This is a genomic window from Paenibacillus sp. sgz302190 (assembly GCF_059820445.1).
Genome location: NZ_JBZYAO010000025.1, coordinates 45447 through 71940, shown reverse-complemented (window position 1 = coordinate 71940; position 26494 = coordinate 45447). Strand labels below are relative to the sequence as shown.

General features: G+C 51.8%; 19 protein-coding genes. 3 read left to right on the top strand and 16 right to left on the bottom strand.

What is annotated here, in order from left to right; all coding sequences use genetic code 11:
- Nucleotides 1–362 precede the first annotated feature (362 nt).
- The 7 genes from AC6RNO_RS24280 to AC6RNO_RS24250 form a co-directional block, all read right to left on the bottom strand.
- The gene (locus tag AC6RNO_RS24280) at nt 363–1451 is read right to left on the bottom strand and encodes an LLM class flavin-dependent oxidoreductase (protein WP_497107043.1); all 1089 of its coding nucleotides are present in this window, start codon (nt 1449–1451) and stop codon (nt 363–365) included.
- Nucleotides 1452–1752: 301 nt separating this feature from the next.
- Nucleotides 1753–6183 carry a coiled-coil domain-containing protein gene (locus AC6RNO_RS24275; protein ID WP_497107042.1) on the bottom strand — a complete coding sequence of 1477 codons (4431 nt, stop codon included), beginning with the start codon at nt 6181–6183 and terminating at the stop codon, nt 1753–1755.
- The gene (locus tag AC6RNO_RS24270) at nt 6167–6922 is read right to left on the bottom strand and encodes a DUF6063 family protein (RefSeq protein ID WP_497107041.1); all 756 of its coding nucleotides are present in this window, start codon (nt 6920–6922) and stop codon (nt 6167–6169) included. Before AC6RNO_RS24270 ends, AC6RNO_RS24275 begins: the two co-directional genes overlap by 17 nt.
- The gene (locus AC6RNO_RS24265; protein ID WP_497107040.1) at nt 6912–8441 is read right to left on the bottom strand and encodes a replicative DNA helicase; all 1530 of its coding nucleotides are present in this window, start codon (nt 8439–8441) and stop codon (nt 6912–6914) included. The genes AC6RNO_RS24270 and AC6RNO_RS24265 overlap by 11 nt, the downstream gene beginning before the upstream one ends.
- Nucleotides 8429–9475, bottom strand: coding sequence for a Wadjet anti-phage system protein JetD domain-containing protein (locus AC6RNO_RS24260; protein ID WP_497107039.1), 1047 nt, complete (start codon nt 9473–9475; stop codon nt 8429–8431). Before AC6RNO_RS24260 ends, AC6RNO_RS24265 begins: the two co-directional genes overlap by 13 nt.
- A 127-nt stretch (nt 9476–9602) precedes the next feature.
- Nucleotides 9603–10253 carry a UPF0158 family protein gene (locus AC6RNO_RS24255; RefSeq protein WP_497107038.1) on the bottom strand — a complete coding sequence of 217 codons (651 nt, stop codon included), beginning with the start codon at nt 10251–10253 and terminating at the stop codon, nt 9603–9605.
- The gene (locus AC6RNO_RS24250) at nt 10253–10732 is read right to left on the bottom strand and encodes a Uma2 family endonuclease (protein ID WP_497107037.1); all 480 of its coding nucleotides are present in this window, start codon (nt 10730–10732) and stop codon (nt 10253–10255) included. Before AC6RNO_RS24250 ends, AC6RNO_RS24255 begins: the two co-directional genes overlap by 1 nt.
- Nucleotides 10733–11576: 844 nt before the next feature.
- Between AC6RNO_RS24250 and yhbH the strand changes: the two genes are divergently transcribed.
- Together yhbH and AC6RNO_RS24240 are read left to right on the top strand one after the other, a co-directional pair.
- Nucleotides 11577–12734, top strand: coding sequence for a sporulation protein YhbH (gene yhbH, locus AC6RNO_RS24245; protein WP_474683613.1), 1158 nt, complete (start codon nt 11577–11579; stop codon nt 12732–12734).
- Nucleotides 12731–14161, top strand: a complete 1431-nt coding sequence (locus tag AC6RNO_RS24240) for a SpoVR family protein (protein ID WP_488437513.1) — start codon at nt 12731–12733, stop codon at nt 14159–14161. Before yhbH ends, AC6RNO_RS24240 begins: the two co-directional genes overlap by 4 nt.
- A 534-nt stretch (nt 14162–14695) precedes the next feature.
- Here AC6RNO_RS24240 and AC6RNO_RS24235 read toward each other — a convergent pair.
- From AC6RNO_RS24235 to AC6RNO_RS24210, 6 genes are all read right to left on the bottom strand, one after another.
- Nucleotides 14696–15490 (bottom strand): TatD family hydrolase, encoded by a 795-nt coding sequence (locus tag AC6RNO_RS24235; protein ID WP_497107036.1) that lies wholly within the window; start codon nt 15488–15490, stop codon nt 14696–14698.
- 6 nt (nt 15491–15496) lie between these two features.
- Nucleotides 15497–16063: an RNA 2'-phosphotransferase gene (locus tag AC6RNO_RS24230; RefSeq protein WP_474683609.1), complete on the bottom strand. Its 567-nt coding sequence runs from the start codon at nt 16061–16063 to the stop codon at nt 15497–15499.
- A 55-nt stretch (nt 16064–16118) separates the two neighbouring features.
- Nucleotides 16119–17537 (bottom strand): RtcB family protein, encoded by a 1419-nt coding sequence (locus AC6RNO_RS24225; protein WP_488437512.1) that lies wholly within the window; start codon nt 17535–17537, stop codon nt 16119–16121.
- A 296-nt stretch (nt 17538–17833) separates the two neighbouring features.
- Nucleotides 17834–18946 (bottom strand): slipin family protein, encoded by a 1113-nt coding sequence (locus tag AC6RNO_RS24220; protein WP_488437511.1) that lies wholly within the window; start codon nt 18944–18946, stop codon nt 17834–17836.
- 596 nt (nt 18947–19542) lie between these two features.
- Nucleotides 19543–21546 carry a putative bifunctional diguanylate cyclase/phosphodiesterase gene (locus AC6RNO_RS24215; RefSeq protein ID WP_474683606.1) on the bottom strand — a complete coding sequence of 668 codons (2004 nt, stop codon included), beginning with the start codon at nt 21544–21546 and terminating at the stop codon, nt 19543–19545.
- Nucleotides 21547–21736: 190 nt separating this feature from the next.
- Nucleotides 21737–21910 (bottom strand): hypothetical protein, encoded by a 174-nt coding sequence (locus tag AC6RNO_RS24210; protein WP_474683605.1) that lies wholly within the window; start codon nt 21908–21910, stop codon nt 21737–21739.
- A 165-nt stretch (nt 21911–22075) separates the two neighbouring features.
- Between AC6RNO_RS24210 and AC6RNO_RS24205 the strand changes: the two genes are divergently transcribed.
- Nucleotides 22076–22867 (top strand): hypothetical protein, encoded by a 792-nt coding sequence (locus AC6RNO_RS24205; protein WP_474683604.1) that lies wholly within the window; start codon nt 22076–22078, stop codon nt 22865–22867.
- Nucleotides 22868–23328: 461 nt separating this feature from the next.
- On the opposite strand, the gene AC6RNO_RS24200 is transcribed toward AC6RNO_RS24205, so the two are convergent.
- The 3 genes from AC6RNO_RS24200 to AC6RNO_RS24190 form a co-directional block, all read right to left on the bottom strand.
- Nucleotides 23329–24168, bottom strand: coding sequence for an aldo/keto reductase (locus AC6RNO_RS24200; RefSeq protein ID WP_474683603.1), 840 nt, complete (start codon nt 24166–24168; stop codon nt 23329–23331).
- Between the two features lie 78 nt (nt 24169–24246).
- Nucleotides 24247–25689: a nicotinate phosphoribosyltransferase gene (locus tag AC6RNO_RS24195; RefSeq protein ID WP_497107035.1), complete on the bottom strand. Its 1443-nt coding sequence runs from the start codon at nt 25687–25689 to the stop codon at nt 24247–24249.
- Nucleotides 25690–25695: 6 nt separating this feature from the next.
- Complete coding sequence (locus tag AC6RNO_RS24190; protein WP_474683601.1) at nt 25696–26262, bottom strand: cysteine hydrolase family protein; 567 nt, start codon at nt 26260–26262, stop codon at nt 25696–25698.
- Between the last annotated feature and the right edge of the window lie 232 nt (nt 26263–26494).

The window sequence follows — 26494 nt, the reverse complement described above, 5'->3', positions numbered from 1 at the left end:
TGCCAGATTAGCTAAAAGAAGGGCACTGCATGCAGCTCCCAGCGCGCGGTGCTGCGCTGCATGACGGTGGTCGGTCGACCACATTTTGCCGTCAAAGATGGCGCAGCCGTTCATTAAGCGGCATGGCAAACGAAAAAGCCTGCGATTGTGCAGGAATTATCGATGAAAATGAGTCTGGACCCGGGTATTCGATGAAAAAGCTGCACTTTTGCAGGAATTATCCATTGCCAGCATCTCCAACGGGCAAAAGGATGCACTTTTGCAGGTTTTCCTCCGCGCTGCCAAGTGGATGAGCGCCTCTAGCGGGCAAATTGTTAAATTGCCTCGCATCACTCGGTTTCGCCGCTAAACCCGGGGTTCTCCTACCCCGCCCCGCCTGCCTGCGCCGCAACCGCCTCCCGCCGCAGCGCCGGCGGATCGTTCCATACTGTGCTCGGAATCTCGCGCCTTAGCACCGGCATGACCTCGGCCGCAAATCGCTCGACTTGCTCGCGCTGCTCCGCTTCGCTCAACCCGTCCACGCTGATGCTGAGCACTTGATGCCCGTACGCATCATGGTAATTCAATATTTTCTCGATTACGCTTTCCGCGCTGCCGACCAACGACGGGCCGTTTTTGATGTTGTCCTCGAGGTCGATGAACGGCGATTGATTATGCTGCGCGGATGCCGTCGAATGAAAAGCGTCGTAATAGGGGCGAAATCGGCGGATCGCCTCCTCGTCGGTATTCGCCAGGTACAAGCTGCCGCAGCCCGCGCCGACGATCGCATTCCGGGGATCGTGCCCGTAGTAAGCCAAGCGTTCCCGGTAATGATCGATCAGGGCCTTATACTTGCTTTGAGGATGAAAGCTGTTGGATGAGAAAATCGGCTCGCCGTATTTGGCGGCAAGTTCGGTGGAAAGCGTGCTGGACGCGCTGCCGTGCCACACCGGGATCTGCTGCTGAAACGGACGCGGCTGCGTGGTCACGTTATCGAGCGGCGCCCGGTAGCGTCCCTGCCAGCTGACGTTTTCCTCATTCCACAGCCGCTTGAGTAGCGCATAGCGTTCGGCCAGAGATTCCCATTGCTCCTCCTCGGCAATGCCAAAAAGCGGATAATGGCGCGGATCGTTGCCTTTGCCAATGATCAACTCCAGCCGCCCTCCCGAGAGGTGATCGAGCGTCGCGTAATCCTCGGCCACCCGAACCGGGTCGAGCACACTCAGAACCGTCACCGTAGTCAGCAAACGGATCCGGGAAGTTTTGGCTGCGACGGCCGTCAGGACGACCGGCGGCGCGGAGGACAGGAACGGCGCGCCGTGCCGTTCGCCGACGCCGTAAGCTTCAAAGCCGAGCTCCTCGGCAAGGACCGCCTGCTTCAGCACATTTTGAAATTTTTGCTGCGTCGTCAAAGTTTCCCCGGTCACAGCGTTCCGAATATTCATCATCAGACTGAACAGTGCGAATTTCATCTTTCGTATTCCTCCTCCAAAATGGCAGCGCTTGATCCATATTCAACTTTTCAACCGCAATTCATTTAAATCATATAATTCATATCGATAAAGTATGATTTACTCCCCAAATATTCTAACACCTAAGGCTGCCACTCGTCGAATAGAGTTTTTCTATTACACGCCTGCGCTTTTCCGCACCCGCACTTGAGCTTTGGCGCCGGTCGCAATGCTGCAAAGCGCACAACAAAAAGTCCGCCCGATCTCCACGCAGCCGCGGGAGGTTTGGCAGACTTTTTATTTACTATTCACCCGGACATTGCTACACGAACAGCTCCATCTGCTTGACGTCCCCCAGTCTTTCCAGGGAAATTGGCGCATGATCGCGGAAATAAGCATGGTTAATTTCTTTTTCTTTGGTCATGACCAGCTTGTTTCCGCCGGCAACCTGCCTGAGTCTGCAGCTAAAGACGACCGGGAAGTAGTCTTTCAGAAACTTGCCTTCGGCGTGGGCCGTAAGGGCAATGATCTGGAAGCCGAGCTGCTCGGCGATAAAAAATACGGGACTCAGCACGTGATCGCTGGAAGCCTTGCCGAAAGGATTGTCCAGAATGACGGTACGGTGCCTTTTCATATTCGCCTGGATATGCTGGCGCTTCTCCGCGACATAATTGAGCAGCCCCAGGAACAGCGTCATATTCTTGCTCCATTTTTCACCGCCCGACCAATTGTTCGACTGCTCCCACGAGAAAGAAGCCTTCGTCACGTTATTCTCGTTCGTCACTTTCCGGCACGATACTTTCATCGGCCTTTCCTGTAAAACGATTTGCAAAAGCTGCTTGGTATCCAGCCACTTTTCAATCTCTTTGCGAACCGCAGGCTTTACCTCCTGCCCGATATCGTCCCGGTAATGGGCTTTTTCCAACTCGGCCAGAATCCATTCCAGATGTTTGCGCAGATGGTCTTTAGCCTCAAGTTCATCCCATTCCGGTATATGAAACGAGTAGACCAGCTTCCAGTGATCCTCGACTTTCACTTTCGTTTTGTTCGGGATATCTCTAAGCTCCGAAGCGATCAGCTTGAGGTGGCTGTGCACATGGATTATGTACTGCTCCAGTTGTTGATTATGGGTGCGCATCGTCTCTTCCGCGACATGGTTGACGCGTTCGATTCTGCTGTGCATTTTTTGCTGAAACAGCGTCGCCTCCTGGTAGCTGTCTTTTTGCTCAACGCCCTGCTCGGCCATTTCTCTCAGCTTCACATCTTTGACGTGCTTCCGGCAAAAGTCAACGAAATGGGCTCTCGCCTTTTTGACAGATGCTTGTTCTATTTCCAGTCCGTCCATAGCGGTGGTCAGCTTGGTCAATGATTTACGGGCAATGGCCATCCTGCCATAAGGGAAATCCGCTTTCGCCTCCTGCGTCATTAGCGCCGCCTGAATGAGCGGATTTTCAAATCCGTGCATGACTTTGTACTGATTGAAGTATTGAATGACCTCTTCGATCTCGCTCAATTGTGCTTGAACCCGGGCATAAAGCTGCTGCAAGCCCTGCTGCTGCTCCTTTAAGCGCCGGTCCTCGATTTGAACCTGCTCCTCCACCGCATGCAGCGCTTCATGAAAGACTATCGGCTGCTGCCCGGAATGGGCTTCGGCATACTGCTCGATCAACAGCTCAACCCTTGCCGCCTGCTCATTGCGCTCCTTTTCGATACGGCCGAAATCTCGCTTTTCCCGCACAAGCCGGGCTTCCTGATCTCTAAGCTCGCCGAGCAGCGCCGACATCTGCTCTTCGCCTGTCGCAGAGAACGAGAGCTCCTCGTCCAGCTCCAGATCGGCCTGCTCCAGGCGGAGCTTGTTCATTTCCTTTTCCAGAGAGGCGCTGCTGGTTCTGGCATGGTTCCAATCCGCTTCAAGCCGCTGTCGTCCCTGAGAAATACGATGCAGCTTAAGGTGCAGGTCTTTCCTTTCATTTTTTAACCAATCCAGACTATGATCCGCCGGAATCGGCTGCACATCAAGAACCTCACTATACAGCTCCTGGCCTTGAAGACTCGCCTTTTCCATTTTCAAATAGGTCATTCGCTCTTTGGCGGATTCGAGCATCTGCTTGACATGGTTCATAGAGCGCCGGCTGCTGCTCACTTTGCTTTGCAGCCCGCCGGCTTGCTCGGTCAGCTCATCGATAGCCAGACTGTACGTACCGATTTCTTTGCCCAGATCGAGATATTTTTGCCCTTTCTCAATCCATTGCTGGAGCTGAACCATCTCATCCTTCTGTTCGTCCATCATTTTACTGTGCTGATCCATCGTATGCTCAGCCAGCCGAACCGATTGCTTGAGCGCATCCTCCCGGCTCTCCAGCTCGCGAACCTGTTCGCGCCCCAGTCCAACCTGCTTTTCCATCTCTTGTACGGCTTCAAGCGGGTATGCGGCAATGAAGCGGCTGAACGCCGTCTGCAGCTCCGAAACGCGCTGCAATTCCTGTTCCTTGGCCTGTCTTGCTGTCAGCACCTCTTCGCCTTCGCGGGAAACGGCTTGCTTCCAGCTCGCGAATACCGCGGCATCCGCGTTCTCACGCCAATGCTGCGGTTCAATCCAAGCTTGCTCTGCCGCGGCGACCGGCATTTCCAAATTGGCAAGGCGTGAGGCCTCCTGCGAAGAGATGATCTGGATCGGAAATTGCATATCCTCCGCATGGTGAAGCAATTTGTTCGTCAATTGGGCGACTTCCCCTTCAGTCGTGATCAAGGTCACGGACCAGAGAGGATGAAGCGACGCCTGCTGTGTCAAGCCTATGCCTTGCAAGTACTGAATGCCTGTCTCCAGCAGAGAGAACTGATTTCTCCATTTATCCAGCAATCCCGCCACGTAGACGTCCGCGAAAAAAGTATGCTGGCCGCTGTAGTCATCGATATAGCGAAAAGCGAGGCGCTCTTTGAGCAGGTAGGCTTCCTTTTCCAAGCGCAGCTTCTCGATATCGTCGTTCAGTTGTTCTTCAATGGAGCTCTGCTTATCGTAAACCGACGCGAGTCTTCCCCATGACGGCCTGTACATGGCAAGCTTCGCCAGCAAAACTCGATGCTCGTTCTTGAAAGCCTCCAGATTCCGCTCAAAGCCGGCGCGTTCCCCGTAGGCTTGCTTGAGGCTCAGGCCGATTTGCTCAAGCTCCCTGCCGCTCACCTCCTTGCCTGAGGCCAATTCCCTGTTTTTCTGCACAAGCAGGACGTTGCTGTCATCCAATTTTTGATAACGCTGAATCCACTCCTTGAGGCTTCCTTCCATGTTTTGGGCAGCGGGATTCGCCAGTACGTTTTTGCGCAGCATGTCTCTGTCCTTCTCGCGCGCCTGCACGATGGACCTGTGTTCGATGATGCGGTTATTCAAGTCCTCCAATTGCCCGATCAGCTCTTCCAGAAGCGCTGCTTCCAGGCGCATTCGCTCCTCATGGGCGGCCGCATCCTGCTGAAGCTTCGCTTCTTCAAGCTGCCACTCCCGCTCCATGTTCATCATCAAGCCGCGAATCTGCCCGCTGTTCGTTTCCCATGCCGCTTGAAGCTCACCTTCCTCTTTGGTGCTCCCGAACTGCTCCAGCTCGCGCTGCAAGTAGCTCATGCGCTCCTCCGCCTGCTTCCATTGCTGCTTATAGTCAGCCAGCCGCAGGGAATAGTAGCGCTGCTTGGCGGCTCGAACCTGCGTCACGATTCGTTCCACTTCATCTTCGGCCATGTTCAGCTTCGTTTCCAAAGCGGACTGCTCTTGCTGCTGCTTCGCGATATGAAGCGACTCTCTTCGTTGGGTCAAGAGCTGCTGCTGCCGCTCGCACTCCGACATTTGATTGCGCAGTTGAATCAGCTTTGCGGATTCTTCCTCTTTCTGCTCGCCCGCTAACAGCCAATAAGCTTTCGCCTCGGCTTGAGCGGCGGCGTACTCCTGCTGCTTGGCGTCCGATTTGGCAAAAATGTGCACATACCTGTCCAATTCAGCAAGAATTTTTTTATTTTCTTCGATCTTTTCTTTGAGTTCTTTATATTTTTTGAAGCTGTCTCTGTGGGATTCAAAGGCATCGGCAAACTCGCCCTGTTCGTATCCCGCCATGGCATCTTCTACCGTCGGGATCAGCAGGCGGTCAAACAGTTGGCTGGTCGTTTTGCACTCGTCAAAAAAACTCTCCACACCGCCCTCCGAGCCGTTGATCTTGGCGATGCGTTCCCATTCCGAGGCAATAATATGGTAATCTTTTTCCAATAATTGCTTGTACTCTTTGATCGTGGCAGGCAGATTGGCGTTCATCCGTTTGGACGTCATGCTCTGATAGTAGTCATAAATCTCGCCTTTATCCGCCGCCCGAAGCTTGCCTGCGCTTTCTTTAACAAAAGGAATCCGATCAATCGCATCAGGGTCGAGCGCCGGATAATCGTACAAATAGCGGTACGAATCCAGACCGGTTGACGTGAGAAACAAACTGACGCAAGTAACGACGTATCTGCGCGGCCTTTCGCTCAGAATCCACTCAATCGCAATGTGAGCGGGGCCATTTTCCAGACTCAGCGTATCCTTCATCTTCCGCCCGGCAAGATCCGCATGCGGGAGCACAGCCTGCATCGCAGTCTGTATAAAAACCGTCTTGCCGCCGCCATTTTCCAGCAATATCGCTCCGTTATGTCCGTCAAAATGAAACATTTCGTCGTTGTACCGCTTGTTGCCATCCTCATAGACGACATTGGTGAAACGTATTTTAGATATGGCCGGCATGACCGCTTCCCTCCTTATCTTCAGCATCGAATTGGTATAGAAACTCCAAAATACCGCGATTATACTCCAATTCCATGAAATATCGCTGCACAATCACTTTCGTCTTTTCCGTCACCGCGACTTCCTGATTGCCGATATCGGATACCAGTTCCTGCGCGACGAGAAATTTCCGCACCGTATCCATAAAGCTCACCCGGCTGATCGTATTGCCGCTTTGCCTGGAGGCCGTTTCCTTAATATCGTCCATAGCGCTCCATTTTTCAATCAAAGACGTCCAGTTGTAGGAAAATTCCCGCTCCATCTCTTTGAGCTCGGCCTCAGGATGCGTCTTCAGCAGTTCGATGCGCTCATTCACAAGCGCTGTCCATTCATCCAGCCCGATAAAGCTTCGGGTCGGTTCCATCGTTTGATAGCTGTCGTAGAAAGCGCCGATCAGCACAATGATGCTCACATACATCAGATACAGATCGGCATTGACGGCGTTAGCCCGCAGATAGGTGCGTTTGAGCGTATCATTGTTGATATGAAAAGGCGATAACCGCGTTTCCGGAATCATATGCAGTTGTTCTCCGGCAATAATCGTCGCGCAGTCGACCTCGCGGGCGAATTGATCGACCAAGCCGCGCACCGCGTCATCCGCCATGTATTCCTGAAGCCACTCCTTCCCCACCGCGCTGTCGCGGGCAAGCAGCGTATAGATGCGAAAAGCTCTCATGATTGTCCCGTTATCAAGCTCCATTGTCGGTATCTCCCCATACAATCTGCATATTCTGAATCGTAAACCTGTCGTTGACATGAATCGCATCCTGCTGCTCGGTCACGATCAGACAGCGATTTCCGAGAAGCGCGTACATATCATCCAGCCACGCACCTTGCGCTTCGCTCTGCTGCGCCTCGCTATCGCCCGCCTGAAGCGGACTTCTTTGGTGCAGGTAGATCCAAAAATCATAAAACGAACGCTCGTGAAGCAGCCGCGCATGCTCGCCCGTTTCAAAGCCGCTGATGAACTGCTTTAATTCGGCTCTGCCGCTTTCGCTTTCTTCCATCAGCTGCAGCAGCTGCTCCATGAGCAGCTTGTACAGCTTCTGCTGGACCGCATGATAACGCAGCTCATCGCTGTCCCCGCCAATTTCCAGAAACTTGTCGTCCCGCTCCTGCCCGTTCCCGTCTTCCACAACATTTTGCTCAGCCCACACGGTCAGCAGCGACCACATCTTCGTCTCCTGAACGGGAAGGAACGGAGCCAGCACGCCCTTCATCGATTCCAAAGGCAACGGCGTACTGAAAATCAACGAACCGATATCCTGGTCAAAATTAAAGGAATCCAGTCCGGTGTAGTACAGCGATTCCTGAGCGGCGCCTAATGCATGCGATTTCAGCGCCATGCTTTGCTGGAAAAGGATCGAATGCTCGCCATGCACCATCTCCAGTTCGTTGGATATGCGCAAAATTAACTCATAAGGCCGCTGATCCGCCTGCCTGACCGTTTCCGCCTGGACGCGGTCCTTCGTCTCTTTCACAAACTGGCGCAATTCCTCGAATTCGTCGTTCTCCATGTGCAGCCGAAGATAAATATCTTCAAGCAGACTTTTATAGCGTCCGAACGTGTCCTCCGACACAATGTTTCTTTTCAACTCATGCTCCAGCTTGACCATCCGCTCCTGCAAAGCCTCTACGTCGATGCGCATTTCATTAATTTGCCGCAAAGCGCCTTCGAACTCGCCTTTTTCCAATTGTTTGCGCAGCACCAACTGATGAATCGACAGCTGAAACTCCGAGTAAAATTCCTTGGTCGCAAAAATAAGCTCCAAACCGTCGTCGTCGAGTGTATAATATTGGGTATTCGTTTTCAGATCGAAAGCATTCGCTTTCAAAATCGAAATGTAAATATGATCCTGCCGCCCGGTCTCCCAATTCATGAAAGAAAAATCCCGTTTCTTCCCTGTCGCAGGCCGAAAGATCTGAATGATCTGCCTGGCCAAATCCTCGAATCCGTCATCGTCCAAGTCGATAAAAATTCCCGTCGTTTTCAACAGAAACTGAGCCAGGTCTTTGACGCCCGCCTTGTTATTGCGCATCAGCTTCTGCTCGAAGAAATAAAGCAGCGTCAGCAGCCCAAGCTCCATGAAATCAATCGGCTTGTTTTGCCGATCCGTCTGCCGTTTCCGCTGCAGCTCGTAGAGCGGGTCAAACAGCGCCAGCTTGGTCATGCGTTCCCTGAACCCGGAAACGATCTGCCCGATTTCTACGTAATCCATTGCGTGTTCCTCCATATTGCGCAAAGCTCTTGCGTATGTAATATTTCCTGCGGGTAGTAGCCTCCGGCAGCCAAACAATCGCTTATCAAAACCTGCTCCTCCGGGGAGAAGTGGCGCATAAACGCTTGAACAGCCTCTTCATGATCCCGTTGATTCTCTTTGCCTAAGGCAAAGCTCCTCGCAAGGCATGCCCGGTAAAAAGGCAGCGCCGGATTCGCCGGTGAGCCGAACCATTCAAGCACGCGCCCGCTGAGCATATGCCAAATGGCCATCCCTTCTTTATCGATATCGCCAAAATAATAGAATTGATGTGCGGCATCCCTAAGCGGCAGCTGCATAGGAAGCAGCTCGATGCTTTTGGCAATGCGGTAGCCGCCGCCAAAAATCAGCGTCGTAAACGGGACATCCGGCAGTGCTTGCAGCAATGCCAGGTAGGTCGTTTTATTTTCGACGATAAGGTGCCTGTGCACAGCGTTTGCTATGCAGCCCGGATTGACCGCCATCATCAACGGGTCGGCGGCGGGAATAATATGAAGCTTATCCCATAGCCCCGTTCGGATCAGCAGCTCTTTTCCCTGCTTCTCCGTTATCCACTTCTCATCGCCGACAAGCTCAAAGCTTCGCTCCGGAGCCGGTACGGGAGTCTGGGGCAGCGCGTGCCTTTTCAAATAACCATCTATGCGTTCAATATAGGGCCAGTCTTGCTGCCAATCGCTTGGCTCCAAAGCATAATAGGCATCCAACCCGATTAAAGAATGTACGAGAAGTCTGGCCCGATGGATTTCCTTATGCAAATCTTCCTTCAGACGGCTCTTCTGCACTCTATATTGATAGGCAAGGGACGGTTGTTTGCCTGTTCTGCCCTTGCTTTGAACCATCTGCAGCACGCCATCGGCTTCAAGCTCCAGCACAGCCCCGGAAAATTCCTCATACGTGCAAGACTGCCCGACAAACAGTGCCTCCAGCTCTGAAAGCAAAGCCGTATGTTTTTTTGAAGATTGCAGGTAACCCCGTATTCGCGATTTGGCTTCCATGAACATATGCTCCTGTTTGCAAAGATGTGTCTATTATATCAGAAAAGCAAACGAAAAAGCCTGCCCGGTCCCCGAGGCGTTGCCGCGGGAGGCGGGGCAGACTTTTTTTAAATCTATGTACTGCTTGTTATCGAGAGCTGACTATCTCCACCTGGAACCCGAGTTCTTGCAGCCATTCCAAAACGCGCTCGCGATTGCGGCTTTCCGTAAATGCATAATACCTATCGAGCTCGCCGCTATACTCCGATAGCGTGTCTTTAAATCTGCGGAATATTCGACGGCCGCCGGATAATACCCCTTCAAGCCGTCTTCTCAGCTTCTCGTTCGAAACCGTTTCCGCAAAATCAACTATATCTTTAAAGCCTTCATGGGGTTCCAGATGGGGTACACGAAAATAAATTTCGTTAAAACCTTCCTCAATGAGATCACTCAGCTCCTCGTCTTCCTCGTCCATGTCAAAAGATCTTAATGTGACAGTTTCGCCGGTCTCTACATTTAGAAAAAACTCGATTTCTTCTACATAAGCACCATAAGTTCCAACGAGCTCAGACAATTGATCCTCAGTTAGTTTGAGATTTGCCGTCTTCTTCTTTAACTCCTCCAAACGCGCATCATTCCTCGCAATCCGTTCTTGATCTGCTTCATGTTCTTCCCAAGTTATCCCATAGGCAAATCCACCGTCGGTATATCCGGCAATAAAATAATAATGTTCATCTTGTTCAATCGGCTCATATTCATTCTGCTCAAACTCTTTGTTTTTCTTCTTCTTTGACATCATTAAAATGACCCCAGACTAAACAGCCTGCTCATGGGCACTTGGAAGTCTTTAAAAACGAAAGATTGAATCTTTTCCTGCTCAGTATAGAGATTCCGTACCTGATAAGCGTTATCTTCCAGTGAATATACGTGAGCCGTTCGATTCCCGGGATCGACAATCCAATATTCCTGCACCCCGTACTTCTGATATAAGTTGAATTTTTCATTAAAATCCTTCAACGCGGTGGACGGCGACAGCACTTCAACGATTAAAGCCGGGGCGCCATAACAGCCATTCTTGGCTATTTGATTCTTCGAGCAAACAACCGAGAGATCCGGCTGCGTAACATGATCGGGTGTTTCATACTCTTCGGTTTCACTAAAAAAAACATCAAATGGAGCCACGAACACCAGGCAGCTCTGATTCTGAAGAAATGTCCGCAGCGCGAAATGAAGCTCTCCTACAATAAATTGATGCACGGAAGTCGGGGCAGGCGACATATGATCAAGCCGGGCGTCGCGAATTTTTACTCCTGTATTTAAGATCAGTATTACCCGAATAATAACAGTTGTTTCATACCGCCTACCAATATTTGGTTGTACAATGGGCTAATGCCAAAATTTATACGGTTGATTTTTATGAGTACGAAAAAAGTGTACGCGAGAGCCGAAGGCCCATCTGCCTAGATGCGCGAAGAAAGCCTGCAATAGTGCAGCTTTTTACCCGTTGAAACGCCCGGCAGCGAAATATTCCTGCAATTGTCAGGCTGTTGAGAAAGTCTAACGGGTTTCCTCTCAGATCAATTTTTATGTGGGGGCACTCATCTCGAAGAGAAAAAATTGATTTAAAACGATCTGAGAGGGGTATTTGGCTCATGCTTTTGGTGCTTTTTTTGAGCAGCCGGGAAAAAAGGGGGTTTCTCAACAGCCTGAATTGTGCAGGCTTTTCCCAGCGTACAGGGGCCAAGGTTCATTTTCAGCGAAAATTCCTGCACAATCGCAGGCTTTTTACCAAAACAGACCATCTCCATAGCAAAAGCCTGTACTTTCGCAGGTTTTCCCTCTGGCCTGACCTACCAAGCCGCCTCATAACCACTCGCGGTCTAAAGATTCCCGCACCCGGCAAGCGTCATTCTGCGAAATACACATATTTATAACGGCATGAAAGATATTGTCACATATCCGCCATGCGCTTGAATATAGTTAGTAATAAGCTTCTTTTTTGAAGCTTATCGCTGTTTGCTTATATGCTTGCAAGCCGGCTTTCCATAGAGAGATCGGTTTCACACAGCCTGTGCTTGCGAAGAAAGCTTTTCCGAGGGAAAGCTCTAAGGAGGTGTCCCGCATGTCTGAGCCTTTATTTATCGTCTCCCGTGAAGACTGGTCGCTGCATCGTAAAGGATACCAAGATCAAAACAGGCACCAAGAGAAAGTGCGCGAAGCGATCAAACAAAATTTGCCGGACCTCGTTACCGACGAAAGCATCGTGATGTCCAGCGGTAAACAAGTCGTCAAGGTCCCTATTAAAAGCCTCGATGAATACCGTTTTCGCTACAATTACAACAAGAGCAAGCACGTCGGGCAAGGGGACGGAGATTCCCAGGTCGGAGATGTGCTCGGTGTCGACCCGACACCCGCGCAAGGTCCGGGCAAAGGCGAAGGTGCCGGCGATCAAGCCGGGGATGATTATTACGAAGCGGAAGTGACCATGGAAGAACTGCAAACGATGCTGTTCTCCGAGCTGGAGCTGCCCAATTTGCAGCAGAAGGAAAAACGCAATTTGTCGACCAAAGAGGTCATCTTCAACGATATTCGCAAAAAAGGGATTATGTCCAACATCGATAAAAAACGCACCATCCTGGAAAATTTACGGCGCAATTCGCAAACGGGCAGCCCCGGCATCCATAGTATTTCGCCCGATGATTTGCGTTTCAAAACGTGGGATGAGGTTGAAAAACCGCACTCCAATGCTTTGATTATTGCAATGATGGATACGTCCGGTTCCATGGGTTCCTTTGAAAAATACATTGCAAGAAGCTTTTTTTTCTGGATGACGCGCTTTTTGCGCACGAAATACGAGAATGTCGAAATTATTTTTATCGCCCATCACACCGAAGCAAAGGTCGTGACGGAGGAAGAATTTTTCACGAAAGGCGAAAGCGGCGGAACGATCTGCTCCTCGGCTTACCAAGCGGCCATCGATATTATCGACAAGCGCTACCCGCCTTCGCAGTTTAACATTTATCCGTTCCACTTTTCGGACGGAGATAATTTGACTTCGGACAATGAACGCTGCGTGAAACTGATCGGCCAGTTGATCGAAAGGGCGAATATGTTCGGCTACGGCGAAGTGAATCAATACAACCGCAGCAGTACGCTCATGTCGGCGTTCCGCCACATTCAGGACCCTAAATTTCTTCACTATGTAATCCGGGAAAAAGGCGAAGTTTATAAAGCGCTGCGAACCTTCTTCTCGAAGCAAGAGGGAGAGACTGCCAAATGAGTCCATCGGAAATCGAACAGCTTGAATATGCCATAGCGGAAATTACGGAAATCGCCAGCGGTTTCGGACTCGACTATTACCCGATGCGGTACGAAATTTGCCCGGCAGACATCATTTATACGTTCGGCGCATACGGGATGCCGACCCGATACAGCCACTGGAGCTTTGGGAAGAATTTTCACCGCATGAAAACGCAATACGATTTCGGTCTCAGCAAAATTTACGAGCTGGTCATCAACTCCGATCCGTGCTACGCCTTTTTGCTTGACGGAAATTCGCTGATCCAGAATAAGCTGATCGTCGCGCACGTGCTGGCGCATTGCGATTTTTTCAAGAACAACGTCCGTTTCTCCAAAACGAACCGCAACATGGTCGAGAGCATGTCCGCAACCGCGGAGCGGATTCGCCAATATGAACTGGAGTTCGGCGCAGTAGAGGTGGAACAGTTCATCGACGCCGTCCTGGCGATTCAGGAGCACATCGATCCTGTTTTGATGCTGTCCTATAAGCAGTCGCGGGCCCGGCAGGAAGCCCGTAAACCTGCTGTTCCCGAAGCGCCGGCCGAAGGAAAATCCGGCTACGAGGATTTGTGGGAGCTGGACCGCAGCGGTACGGCGGATGCGACTGAGAAAGAAGAAGCAAAGCGGTTCCCGCTGAAGCCGGAAAAAGATTTGCTGCTCTTCATCGAAGAGCACGCCCCTTATTTGGAAGATTGGCAGCGGGACGTGCTGACGATGCTGCGCGATGAAATGCTGTATTTTTGGCCGCAGCTGGAAACCAAAATCATGAACGAGGGCTGGGCCTCGTACTGGCACCAGCGCATTCTGCGCGAGCTGGATTTGACGGAGGAGGAGACGATCGAGTACTCCAAGCTGAACTCCTCCGTCGTTGTGCCGTCCCGCCACAGCCTCAATCCGTATTACCTCGGGCTGAAAATTTACGAGGATATCGAGAAGCGTTGGGACAATCCGACCGAGGAGGAAATCCGCAGGCATGGCCGCAAACCGGGCGAAGGCCGGCGCAAAATGTTCGAAGTCCGCGAATACGAATCCGACACCTCCTTCATCCGCAACTATATGAACAAAGAGCTTGTGGAGGAGCTTGATCTGTACGTGTTCGAGAAAAAAGGCCCGGAGTGGAAAATAACCGACAAATCGTGGGAAAACATCCGCGACCAGTTGGTGTACTCCCGAGTCAACGGCGGTTTCCCCTATATCGTCGTGGAGGACGGCGACTACCAGCGAAACGGCGAGCTGTACCTCAGCCATGCGTTCGAGGGTGTAGAGCTTGACTTGAAATATATCGAAAAGACGCTGCCTTACGTCAACAAGCTTTGGGGTAAGCCAATCCATCTGCACACATTAGTGGAAGATAAGCCCGTGTTGTTTACCTACGACGGGAAAAAGCATCATCGGAGGTTTTTGTAAGGGGAGGGGGGACCCGAGCCAATAAAAAGACGCTTCCAGCCGCGGATGGAGGCGTCTTTTTATTGCGCAGCGCTGCGGTAAGGCTGCCGCTGGGGCTTGAGCGCGCAGCTCCCAGCGCTCGGTGCTGCGCTGCATGACGGCGGTCCGCCGACCGCATGGCTTGGCAAGCCGCAAAGCAAAGCCTGCGAAAGCTTTGCCGCCAAAGACACAGTGCAGCCGGTGCGATAGGCAGTTGGCGCCACGCAAGACGCAAAGCCTGCAAAAGTGCAGGCTTTTTCCATAAAAGTGGCTCGTTTTGGCGAAAAGCCTGCGATTGTGCAGGAATTTTCGATGAAAACGGCGCTAAGCTCGTGTATGAGCTGAAAAACCTGCATTTTTGCAGGAATTTTTCGCTGCCAGCTCATCGACGTGCAAAAACCTGCACTTTTGCAGGCTTTCTCCACGCACTCGGTAGATTGCGCTGCCTCCGGCGTGCAAGCCGCTTCTCCGTCGCTCCAGGCGCGAGGCGGGGCGGGGCCTTCGGCGGCATTCGCCTCACTCCACCCCAAAAAACGCTTTCGCCGTCCTCGTCGCAGCTTCCGCCACCTCATCGGCCGTCTTTCCGATACATGCCGCTACTGTCCGTACAATATGCGGCAAAAACATGGGCTCGTTGCGTCCCTCCGCAGGCTTCGCCGGCAAATCCCTCGGCGTCAGGAACGGGGCGTCCGTCTCCACCATCAACCGGTCAAGCGGCACCTTCGTTACCAATTCCCGCAAATGCTTGCCACGGCGCTCATCGCAAATCCATCCTGTAATTCCGATATGGAAGCCCATGTTCAAATATACGTGCAGTTCCTGCAAGCTGCCTGTAAAACAGTGCACGACCGCCTTATTCAGACGCGGCAAATACGGCCTGAGAATGCGCGTAAAATCGTAATGCGCCTCCCGTTCGTGCAGAAAAAGCGGCATTCGCAGCTCGCACGCCAGCCGGATTTGCTCCTCGAACCAGTGCTTCTGCACATCCCTCGGAGAAAAATCGCGATTGTAATCCAGGCCGCACTCCCCGATGGCGACAACCTGAGGGAGTGCGGCAAGTTCCCGCAGCTTCTCAATCGTGTTTGCCGTGCAGTTCCGGACATCGTGCGGGTGAATGCCGGCCGTAGCGTACAATTTCCCGGGAAATCGCCCAGCATAGCGCGCAGCCTCTTCGCTGTTTCGCAAATGCGTTCCTGTCAAAATCAGCGGCGACACGCCCTCCGCTTCCGCCCGTGCAACAACCGCGTCGCGATCATGCTGATAAGAACGATGCATCAAATTGACTCCGATATCGATCATCTGTGTATGCATAATAGATCAAACCTTTCCGGATGTTTCATATACAGCGCAGCAATCGGCCGGGATTTCATCGGCGAGCCAAACTTCATTCCCCGCATAGTAAAAGGCTGCGCCATAGCTTGCGGCTTTGGCCGTATCGACCGCCAAAATGACAAGCTCCCCTCTCCGCCTCCCGGCGAGGGCCGCGAAATGCAGCCCTTCCGACAAATGCACATACTGCCGCTGCATCGGAACAATGCCCTCTTTTAAAATAATCGGCGCCGCCTGTTTGTTCGTCCCGTGGTACAAAACAGCAGGCGGAACAGCCGCAGGATAACTGATTTTGGTGTGGCTGTGCCCATAGCGGGCGCAAATTCGGCCATCCGTTATCGCATAGCGCTGCTTTTCCGAGTTGGCGACGACTTGCTCAATGTCCGCCAAAGTTAAAGCAGACCATTTTGCTTTCGCGCGCAGCGCTCTCAGCAGATCCTCGACCGCACAAGATCCGTCTTCGGCATCTAACCTGATGCCGAATTGTTCCGGCGCATGCCGCAATATTTTGCTCATGAGCTTGCTTAAGCTCGTTTCTTCTTGTTTGTTTAACATGTAATCACTTCCTGATTTCATTAATTGATCCTGCGCCGGTGCCGGCGAGCTCACCCTAAGCGCCTTTTATCGCCGCCATCGGCTTGCATTTGGCTACAACTTGAGCCAGCCCGGCGCTTACGACGCTTTCTATGATTTGATCCACGTCTTTATAAGCCTGGGGCGATTCGTCCAGCAGCGTCTCCAGAGAGCGCTGGTTCACGACGATTTCCTCGTCAGTGCCGACCCGCATGGAAGACGAAAATTCGTTTAGCGTAATCAAACGCTTTGTCGCGCTGCGCGAACGGATCCGGCCCGCTCCGTGGCAGATCGAGTAGTAGTTCGCTTGGCCCCCGGGAGCGCCTGCCATAATGTAGGAAGCGGTCCCCATGGAGCCGGGGATCAGGGCCGGATGTCCGGTGCTGACATACGGTTCGGGATTATCCGGGTGGTTGGCGGGAAGCGCCCTTGTAGCCCCTTTGCGGTGGACAAAATAAGCGCTGCCCTCGTGCCGCTCCTCCCACGCATAATTGTGCATCAGATCGTACAGCGTCGTCATTTCAAATTTCGAGCCGAACACATCCTTGCACGCCTCTCTGACGGCGTAAGCGATGAGGTGCCGATTCACGACCGCATAATTCAATGCGGAGTACATGAGGTTCACATAAGTCTGCGCCAGCGGATGCTCGAGCGGAGCGAACAGCAGCTTCGGATCGGCCGTTCCGAGCCCAAGGGAACGCATCGCTTTCGCCATATCGCTCCCGCAGTACTGGCTCACCGAACCGCCCCAGGCGCGTGATCCGGAATGGATCATCACGATGACCTGGCCGTCAAACAGCCCCCAGGCTTCGGCGGTTTCCCGGTTTTCCTCATCGATCTCCACATACTGGATTTCGGCAAAATGATTGCCGTTCCCGAGCGTGCCGAGCTGCCGGTGCGAACGATGCCAAATGCGCTCCGGGAACCGGTTCAGCGCGTTTTCGTCCAAAGCGAACTTGCTTTGTTCCACATGCGTGAGCGATGTCGCTTTTCGCGGGGTGTAGCCGTCCGGGATATATTTTTTCGGCAAGCCGTGCAGCCCTTTGGCAACGACGTGCTCGAGCCGAATATCTGAGAAATGCCCCCGCGCATGGTCCTCTACAGGCAAATATTTCTCGATCGTTTTTACGAGCTTGCGGCGCAGTTTCACTTCCTTCAGTTCTTCCTTGTGCAAATTCGTTAAATGGACTCTCATGCCGCAGCCTATATCGCTGCCCACGATCGAAGGCGACACATAGCCGTCGTGCGCGTTCCACACCGCCGTAGTGCCGATACACGTACCCACGCCGACGTGAACGTCCGGTGTATAGCTCATATACACTTGATTCGGGATTTGCAAGTTGTTGTTAGCCATTTCAAATATTTTGTAATCCAAAGATTTATACAGGTCGGGACCTGCGTATACGTGCACGACACCCGAAGGGAGCTGCACCTGCCGATAGTAATTTTCGTCCATCTATCAGTTATCCTTTCTTTTTTCAGCTTAATCCATTAGGTCCGGTCAAAACAAAACAGCCATAGACGTCATCGTCCATGGCTGTGCGCAGAAACCTTGCAAGCAGGCGCCCGCATTACATAGGCTGACACCCGCCAAGCTCTCACATGTCCCGTCGAGACCGATGAATCGGAGTTGTTTGTGCAATTGTGATGTTATTTAATCTCGAGATCATATCCATCGGCCTCCTTTCCATTCATTTACAAACATCATAAAGTCGCACCCCGCAACCTGTCAATCCGGCCCGGGCGGAAATATTAATTATAATGATTTCTGTCTCCTAGCAGCGAGTTGAGCTGTTCCAGCAAATTGCCGCCGCCGGTCAGTGAAATCGTACCGATTTTCTCGCATATTTTTTCCAGAAATTCAAGCTCCTTGAGACGATAAAGCGTTTGGTTGTCATCCATCAGCTTGGCAGTGTTCAACAGGCTGCGGGTAGACGCCGTTTCCTCGCGGCGGGTGATGATGTTGGCCTGAGCCTTTTTCTCCGCAAGCAGCACCGTGTTGAGAATGTCCTTGATGTCCCCGGGCAGAACGATATCCTTGACGCCGGCCGACAAAAACTGTACGCCGTATTCCTGTTCCTTTTCGTTCAGGCGCGACAGTACGAAGCCGGCGATTTCCTGCTTCATGCGGAGCAGATCGTCCAGTTTCAACGTTCCGATATATTCGCGCAAAATCAGCTGCAGCGCAATATAAACTTGATCCTCGAAACCCTTGATGCTCAAGGCTTTGAGGGGATTGACGATTTTGTACTGGCAGACAAAGTTCAAGCGCAGAGCGACCTTGTCCTCGGTCATGATCTCTTGCCCCGTCATGTCCAGCTGCTGCTGGCGCAAATCCACCGTTTTTACAGCTGCGGCGACAGGGCTTTTCCAGAAATAGTATTTGCCAGGTCGAAGCTCTCTTTGCATCACATTGTTGTAAAATAGGATGCCGGACTCGTAGCTCCCGACTTCCACAGTGTGGAAATACCCGGTCAACTTGGGCAGGATCGCCAGATCCACTTCCGGCGGCAGTTCCGGCTTGCGAATGTCGAAGCGCACGTAATCATGTTTCTTCAGCACGTTCCAGAACGCATAAGTTCCCGCCGTAAGCAGACCTGCAAATTTGCCGTCTTCGTAGTGCAGCACATATTCGTGATCGGCGACATCGATCGTGCTCAGTTCCTTCCGCAGCTGCTCATCCTGCAAAAACAGCACAAGCTCTTTGCCCGCGGCGTCAAAAGGTTTCATTACATTTTGGACCGCTACCGCAGTATCCGAAAATGGCCCGAACCGATACATTCCCGGCTGCAAGTGCCGGACGTAATTTCCTTTTTTAAACAACAAACCGCGTTCGTCCGTCTGAATATTTATTGTTTTCAACATGTTCATTCCCCCATGAACCGATTTACGGCTGTTTGAACCTTATGTAAGAAATCCTCCTGAAGCATTGGCGGAATCAAGCTTGAGAAAAGAGTTCATATGTCCTATCGTCCGGCACCGTACGGCGAAACATTTCGAGCCCGAACTGCAAACCCGAAAACGTTCCGCGTCATGCCGGCCAAATAAAAACCAATTTACTCTTATCGGTATCTGCCGATTGCAAAGCTTTGCCGCAGCGCGGACACGAATGCCCGCCGAGGATTTCTTCAAAAAGGTTTTTTCTCAATGATTTTTCGCGTGGAAGGCGATATCTTGGGGCTCTGCTCCCCTGTTAGATCTATGCCGGCCGAATCTATACAATATACAAGCACATAGGATGAGCGAGCACTGCGGAATTGTCGGAAATCCCCGCCTTGGTACAGTCACCCGTGCATAAATCCCGATCTTGTCAATCCTGATCTCTGACTGACAGGTACTATCATCGCTCATTTGGAAAGGATCGAACAGGGTGAAAGTATGGCGAGCACAAATAAGGCTAGGGGGAAACTTATCGGGGAATCCGGACCCGAACAGCCGTTGAATACGGGGCCGAACAGGTCTCAGGAACGTACTTGCGGCGCGTCAGCCATGATCAGGCGGACCAATTCTCCAGCCTCGACAGGCTTGCTGAAATAGTAGCCTTGGTAGTAGTCGCAGTTCATTTCGCGGATCATGTCAAGCTGTTCTTTGCATTCCACGCCTTCAATGACGATTTCAATACCGAGCTGTTTGGCCATCGCTATGACGGAACGCAAAATGATCTGACTTTTCCTGTCATGGAGCAGACTTTTCGTAAACGTTTTGTCCAGCTTGACTTCGTCCAGGTCCAACTGGGAGAAATAATGAATCGATGAATAGCCGACCCCAAAATCATCCAGCGCAAAAGAGAAGCCGGCGCTTTTCAAAGTTTGTATCGTTTCGTTCACTTTGGCCAGATTGCTGATCAAAGCCGATTCGGTAATTTCAAAAGTGATGAGCTGCGGATTCACGTTGTAACGGCTGGCGGCTTGATTGACGTGCTCTGCGAAATCAGGCTCCATCAGTTGATAGGGAGATAAATTGATGGCCAGGCTTAAGGAAGCGCCGCCGCCTGCTTCCATTTCGCGCAAAAAGGAAAATACCGTTTCCATAACGTGCATGCCGATCGCGCCAATCAGCCCCAGCCTCTCGGCCATCGGAACAAACAGTTCCGGGGACACGTGTTCCCCGTGCCGCTGCCAGCGGATGAGCGCTTCTGCGCCGACAACGCGGTTATGCTTCAGAGACACCTTCGGTTGGTAGACGACCTCCCAGGCGTTCTCTTCGGATGCTTTGCGCAGATCGTTTTCCATAGCCAGCTGCTGCTCAAGAGCTTGATACATATCATCGTAGTAATAAGCAAACGACTGGTTTTGACTGTGCGCCTCCTGCGCCGCCAATTCCATTTCCTTGATCAGAACGTCGAGCGATTTGGCCGCATCCGTCAGCTCCGTAATCCCCAGGTAAGGACGAAAGTGCCGGCCATAGAAGCGCGTAACGCTGAACATGTCCTGGATCGCCTCTATAAGCCGATTCCCTGTTTGACGATTGCCGGCATGCACCAAAATAAAACGCTCGGAATAAAAACGGTATACTTCGTCATTGCCGCCGCACAAAAATTTGAGCTTTTGCGCAATTTCGCACAAAACCGCGTTTCCTTTGTCATAGCCTACAAAATTGCTGAAGCTTTTAAAACTGTGCAAATTGATTAAAATGAACTGTGCCCCCTCTTCCGGCTGCTCGCTGCGTTGTTGCCGGAACGAAGCCAGGTCTTCCCGGAGCTGGTGCACGTTTTTGATTTGCGTAATTTGATCGTAATACGCCAGCTGCGCAATCCGCTTCTCCGCCGCCAGCAGCCGCTCGTTTTTCGCTTGAATTTTCCGGACGTTGTCCAAAATATTTTTGGAATAAATCTCGCAGTAATACAGAAAAAAACCGACGATCAGCAGCAGCGAAAAAGCAAGATCAAGGGTTAACGTAAGGTGGAAGCTTACCCACGACTTCAGGTTATTGATCAAAATAATGACGATGGCCCCGCTTATTAAATAATAAAGGCCGACTCGGGTAACTTGCTTGTTTTGCTTTAGAGCCGCTCTGGCAAATAAAACGGACATTACAAAAAAAAGAGTCAGAGCCAAATTCAAAATGAGATGCAGCGAGAGCCCGATATAAAAAGCTATATGCACCAAAAACGTAATAACTAGAGTCGCCGGCACTAGTGGAATCAAATGGAATTTTCCTTTGCGGTACAAATCGATCGCCCCGAACAAAACCCCCGATGCCACAACGCCAGCAAAAATCGTAATATCGAGCAAAAGAGCGATCTGTTTCTGATGATCCGCATACAGAAGACCAAGAACCATCACGATGCATTCGATAATCCATATCAAAGAGAAGGAAATGATGTTATCTATAAAGTTTGTCTGCGCATCTTGTCTGCTTTTCCGAATTTCATAATAGGCAAAAAAAACATACATCGATAAGGAGATTAGCACTGCGATGACAATAAAAACTTCAAGCTGATCGAAATTCTGCAAATCAAGCATCCAGGATTCCCTCTTTATCCGATAATTGAATAAGTAAATTTTACCAAAATTATAGCATAAATTATCGAAAATTGTTGTATTTTCTGATTCGCAACCGGAATCGGCAAAAAAGACGCCCGCTCCTCCCTCCATGCAAGGAAACGGTCGCCTTCAGCCATGCTCGTATATGGCGTACCCTCGGCGGGGACGGTCACTGATTTTTAAAAAACTCCTGCTTTACGAATTGGATAAACCGGAGAGAAGCCGATTCCGTCAACTGTTCCCCATCCAGTGTGAAATTGAATTTTTTCAAAATTTCTCTGTCATCTTCGTGCAAATGATTCACCAGCTCTTGAACGTCTTTATCGAGCAATTTCTGTGCCATATCTCTCAACCTCCTAATCCTTCTATACGGTGAGTATATCGAATAAATGTTTGGAAACTTTTAGTTTATCCTTAGAAGTTTGTTAGTCATCCCGGTATATTCCGGTGCAAACTTTCATAGACTGATAGAAAAAGGAGCTTATCTTCCCAGAACAGGAGCTGAAATATGCAGAATTTCCGGGCCGCTCGCATACAGCCGCAGCAAATTTTCATCTATTTTTTGATCATGCTCGTCAGCTTCATGTTTACAATCATTTTGGCGACCCGCTTACGCCCTGCACAACCGCCGCCGGCTCCATACGAATACAAAACCTTCACCGCCACCAACCAGGTTCAGCTCCATACCATTCGGACAAGCCCGCAAAATATCGGATTAAAAGCGATAACTTCCAATGTGACGGATCTGTCGTTCAACGGGATCAACGGGGGATTTTTCTGGCAGGGCTACTTGCTCAGCATAGCGGTGATCAACGATCAGCCGGTCAAAGGGAAGCAGGGGGACTACGGTTCAGGCTGGTATAATATCGACCGCAAGCGGGGAACGCTCGTGTGGGATGAAAAAGCGAAAGCTTTTTCGATACAAGTCGTGGAAAGCGCGGAGGAGTTGAAGATGACCGACCGGACGAAGTATTGGGCGCAGGGCGGGGTAAGCATGGGGCTCCAAAACGAGCAGGGCTGGGCCGCGCAGGCCGTTTCGGAAGAAATGCCCGTCATCGACGAGAAAAGAATGCGCTCGGGCATCGTTTACGACAAAAGCAATAACGTCTATCTCGTCGTCGCTCCGACACCCTGCACCGGCGAGCAATTCCGCAGCGCCGTGCGGGAGCAGGTCGGAGAGGGCCGCTTGGTAGACGGACTGTTCCTCGACGGAGACGGCTCCTCCCAGTTGAAGCTGGCCAACGCCGCTCTCCCCGGCGACCACCGGGAAGTGTTCCAGATGATCACACTGTTGAACTGAAGGCGGGGGTTGGAGGGGCTGCCCGTTGGGGGAGGGGCACTCTCAATTAGAGGCGCAGCAGGCTCTGTGCAGCGGCTTGGCAAGCTGCGCACCGCGTGCAGCTCTTAGCGCGCGGTGCCGGGAAAATCTGCGATTGTCAGATGGACCGTGACAATCAGGATTTTCCGTTAGGGCTGCCGGCGGGGGAGGGGGCGCCCTCAATTGGGAGCGCAGTAGGCTCTGTGCAGCGGCTACGCATGCCGGAAAGCCTGCACTTTTGCAGGAATGTTGCGCGGCGAGCGCTTTGAGAAGCAAAAACCTGCACTTTTGCAGGCTTTCTGCGCGCTTCGCCAAGCAGCTTTGCTGCCAGCTCGCTCGAGCGCGATTGACTTTCGCTTTCGCACGTTTTGGGCCCGCATCGCAGCAAAAATCCGCCCCGTTTCCTATAAGGAATGAGGCGGATTCGGCCGGATACGTATGGATTAGAACGTCACGTTATCGGGATTCGGGCCGAGACGCTCGTTTTTGTTCAGTGCATCGATGGCGTTCATATCTTCGTCGCTGAGCTGGAAGTCGAAAATGTTCGCGTTGTCGCGGATACGCTGTTCCGTAACGGACTTCGGAATCGTCACGACGCCGTTCTGGATGTCCCAGCGGAGAATGATTTGCGCCGGCGTTTTGCCGTACTTGGCGGCAAGCCCGGCGAGCGCCGGATGATCCAGGCGGCCTTGCATCAGCGGACTCCACGCTTCCAACTGTACGCCTTTGTCTTTACAGAACTGCAGCAGCTCTTTCTGCGAAAGGTGCGGATGAAATTCCACCTGATTGACGGCCGGAACGACACCCGTATCTTCGATAATATCGTTCAAATGGTGAATTTGAAAATTGCTCACGCCGATCGCCCGCACATACCCTTGATTGTAGAGATGGACAAGAGCTTTCCAGGTTTCTCTGTATTTGCCGGGAACGGCCCAATGAACGAGATACAAATCAATCATATCAAGGCCGAGTTTTTTGCGGCTCGTTTCGAACGCTTGCAGCGTCGACTCGTAGCCCTGGTCCGCATTCCACACTTTGGTGGTCACGAAAATATGTTCACGCGGTACGCCGCTGTCGCGAATTCCTTGTCCGACGCCTTGCTCGTTGCCGTATACGGCTGCGGTATCAATGCTCCGGTATCCAACGTTTAAAGCCGTTCTGACAGCGTTGATCACTTCATCGCCTTCCTGGGATTTCCAGACGCCAAGTCCGAGCCAAGGCATTTTCACACCGTTATTGAGCGTAACTCCTTCGGTAAAAGCATGGCCTGCCTGCAAAGACATGAATGATACCTCCTTCATTTCGTACGAACACATCTATCATACCATCCAAACATTGTAAATCAAAATCCGCGCCGGCGATTACTCCTGATGCGCATGAATCAGGTCCATTTTCAGCTGCCATGCTTTCGTGCTCAAATTGACGCGGTACACTTCCGGATTCAGTTTGCGCAAATATTGCGACCAGAACAGTTTTTTCTGCTCGGCATGGTATTCGCGGATTTGATGCAAGGAGGGAAGCTCATAGACCAGCTCGCCGTCCGCAAAAATCGGCTCCAGCAGCGGCACGGCGTCATAATTTTCGATATATTTATGAATGTAGGGGTGGGTGGGATCGAACAGCTTGATCCGTTCGCCGCGCCTGATATCTTCCTCGTCGCGCAAAGCCAAATAGTCGGCTTCCGCTTTCCCCGTCTTCCGGTTGACGATCCGGTACACGTCTTTAAAACCGGGATTCGACACTTTTTCCGGGTTGCCGGAAATTTTGATGACCGGCACGTAAGCGCCGTTTTTCTCCCGGGCTACCAGCTTGTAGACTCCGCCCAATGCGGGCTGGTCGGCTGCGGTAATCAGCTGCGTGCCCACTCCCCACACATCGATGCGCGCATCCTGACCCTTCAGGTTGAAAATAATATTCTCGTCGAGGTCGTTGGATGCGACGATTTGCACATCGGGGAACCCCGCATCGTCCAGCATTTGTCTCGCCTGCTGCGACAAGTACGCCAAGTCGCCGCTGTCGAGGCGGATGCCGTTCATTTTTTTCCCCTGGCTTTGCAAATAGCGGGCAATGGTAATGGCATGGGGCACTCCGCTTTTCAAAGTATCGTAAGTGTCCACCAGCAAAGTCACCTGATCGGGCAGCACTTCCGCATATTTGCGAAAAGCTTCTTCCTCCGTGTCGTGACCCTGTACCCAGGCATGAGCGTGCGTCCCTTTGGTCGGAATGCCGAACAGCATCCCCGCCCGCAGGTTGCTTGTCGCATGGAAGCCCGCCACATAGGCGGCCCGCGCTCCCCATACGGCGGCGTCAGCCTCCTGCGCCCGCCTCGTTCCGAACTCCAGCAGCACATCGTGCGGAGCCACTTGCTTGATCCGCGACGCTTTCGTTGCGACGAGCGTCTGATAGTTCATGAAATTGAGCACGGCCGTCTCAATCAGCTGCGCTTCAAACACTCTCGCTTCCACACGGATCAGCGGTTCGCCCGGAAAAACCAGCGTTCCCTCGGGCACGCAGTGCAAATTCCCCGTGAAACGAAAACGCCTCAGCTCATCGTAAAAAGCTTCCTTGTAATTTTCCTCCTGGCTTTGCAGGTAGCGGATTTCATCTTCGCCGAACCGCAAGCTGCGGATATAATGCACAATGCGCTCCAGCCCGGCAAACACCGCGTAGCCGTTGCCGAACGGCAGCTTGCGGAAATATACCTCGAAAACGGCTTTATCGTTGAGCGAGCCTTGCGCCCAATGAGCGTACATCATGTTGATCTGATATTTATCCGTATGAAGCGTCAGGTTATCGTAGTTCATAAGAGTTCACTCCGTTCCGTTGTCCTTGCCGTTCCATGCGCTGACGACTTCTGCGCCCAGCACCGTCCGAAAATGTCCGAGCGCCCAATCATGGCCCTGCGGGTTAAAAGTCGCCGCCGCGTCCTCGTGCACGACGATCCGCAGCCCTTTGTTGTACGCGTCCACCGCCGTATGCAGCACACAGATGTCCGTGCAAACGCCGGCCAAATGAACTTCGTCAATGCCCCTTGCCCGGAGCTGCAGTTCCAGGTCCGTCCCGCAAAAGGCGCTGTACCGCGTCTTATCCATCCAATATATCCGCTGCGCGTCAGCGTCATAAACTTCTTTCAGCTTCCCGTACAGCTGCCGGCCCTCGGTGCCGCGAATGTTGTGCGGAGGGAACAAGCGATGCTCGGGATGGTACGTATCCGCCTCGTCGTGCAAATCCACCGCCATGACGACAAAATCGCCCTGCCGGACGAACTGCCTTGTCAACTCGGCAATGCGCCCCTCGATGGCAATGCCGGGATCTCCGCACGGCAATTTCCCCGTTATAAAATCAACCGTATAATCGATTACAAGAAGTGCTTTCATCGTCAGTCACTCTCCTTGAAATGAGTCTTATAATTTCTATTTGATATTATCAATATGACATATTTAAAAAGAGGTGTCAACTTCTTTTCCCGGCAGCGCGAAAAAAAAATAAAACCAACTCGATTCTCTTTACGTAGTATTCATTTATGCACGATCATTTTCAGGGTCAGGGAGGCTTCTTGCTTATGACAAATGTATTTGTTCTTCAACCAACCGTTTCAATCCGGGACTC